Origin of the sequence: Halobacillus sp. (genome assembly GCF_049282395.1) — a bacterium.
Lineage (GTDB): Bacteria > Bacillota > Bacilli > Bacillales > Halobacillaceae > Halobacillus.
In genome coordinates this window covers 1-1,588 of sequence record NZ_JBAPTY010000228.1, presented here as the reverse complement: position 1 = coordinate 1,588, position 1,588 = coordinate 1, and the positions used below count along the sequence as shown (strand labels likewise).

Below are 1,588 nucleotides of genomic sequence, written 5' to 3'. Positions count from 1 at the left end.
CGGTTAAGTGTCGTATCCCAGAGGACGATTCGTAAATTGGACCCGATCCCGTTCACGTAAGCGTTCATGCTGTTTGTTTCCTCGGACATATTCACTTCATAGACCCGTTCAGCTGGAACATTCGCTTCGTCCGCAAGGCTCAGAATCTTTGCTTCTAACTCTTTATCCTTTAGATCGGAGAACTCATTGTACAGCGGGTCAATCACCACCGGCTGCAGATACATCATGAACACTAAAAACGGCACCATTAAAATCGATGCGTACAGCCACCAGCGTTTTTCGAACTTTCTAATCAACATGTACAAGACCGTAATGAGCAGCGCCATAATGATATAGCCGACCCAGAAACTGATCAGTTCATCTTTCATCCAGTCGGAAAACGTCTGCGTGGATATGCCATAGCTGAGTGACAGTCTGCGGCTGATGTAATCAACAGGAAACGTAAGCATCCAGGTTAGTGTCGAAAGGAGCAGAACATAAACCGGGATATGTACAAGTGAAAACCGGGAAACACGCTCGCTGGACTGCTTAAAAAAGGTGGATATTCCAAAGATCATCACACCTAAATAAATAATCCACTCAAGCGGCAGACTGACAAAATAGAGAAAATCTTTGTAACGGGAATAATCCTGACTCTGCGCGAGCTCTTTTGCCGTCATGAAAGTGGCAGGGTCAGCGGCTGTCCCCTGATACGCTTCGGGCACACCAAAATCGGCCCATTGAAATAAGTATAGCCCTATAAGGACGCCATAAATCGCAAATAGTATGAGTGTCCAAGTGAGGAATCGTTTCTTCACTTCGTCACCTCCGGATGTTTTCTACCCCTTATTGTACGAGCATTGAAATCATTTTAGAACAATAGGCTCCCGGTCACAAGATTAGGGCAGAGGTTCAAACTGCCGTACCGCCTGCAGCACCTGTTCCCTAGAGAGAGCATCTTTGCTGGAAAAGGATACATAATTGAATCGATAGGAAATTTTTTCACCCTTCCATAAAATAGTGTGTCCATTGTCCTCTAAAACGTATTCCCCAGCCATCTCATTGCTCACTTGAACATCCACTTCGTTAAACAGCATCTGTTTAGGAAGCATATAAATTTATTTCTCAACGACCACATGCTCCGTATGTTTTGGCGGGTTCTGCAGTCCAGCAGCCAGAAACTCAGGCTGTACGACGATTTCGTTCAATTCCGTAATCGGTACCCATTGATAAATGAGCCGCTCCCCTTCCAGCCCGTGGAAAGGCCCTTTCTGGAAATAGGACTGATGAGAGATTAACGTGCAGTAAAAGCCAAGCTCATGATAGTCATGTCCATCATAGTGAAAGAAATTCTCTGCAACCCACGGTGTATGGGCCACGTTTACGTCGTACCCAAGCTCCTCTTTCATTTCCCTGACGACCGTGTCTCTTGCCTGTTCACCAAGCTCGACTCTTCCTCCAGGCAGGGCCCAGTAATCATCTCCCACTTGCTTATGTAGTAATACATGATCCTGCTCGATCAAAATGCCCGCCGCCCGGTAATAAAACCGCTTCGAACCCGTCTGAAACCTCACATCCACGCCCATTCCTCCCCCACAATATCGTCTAC

General features: G+C 46.5%; 3 protein-coding genes. All 3 read right to left on the bottom strand.

The window, feature by feature from the left end; genetic code table 11:
• Positions 1 to 797: M48 family metalloprotease (locus tag WAM07_RS10065; protein WP_422166501.1), on the bottom strand; the 797-nt coding region annotated here is incomplete at its 3' end.
• A gap of 81 nt (positions 798 to 878) precedes the next feature.
• On the bottom strand, positions 879 to 1,091 hold the full coding sequence (locus WAM07_RS10060) for a hypothetical protein (protein ID WP_422166499.1): 213 nt from the start codon (positions 1,089 to 1,091) through the stop codon (positions 879 to 881).
• 6 nt (positions 1,092 to 1,097) lie between these two features.
• Positions 1,098 to 1,588: NUDIX hydrolase (locus WAM07_RS10055; RefSeq protein WP_422166497.1), on the bottom strand; the 491-nt coding region annotated here is incomplete at its 5' end.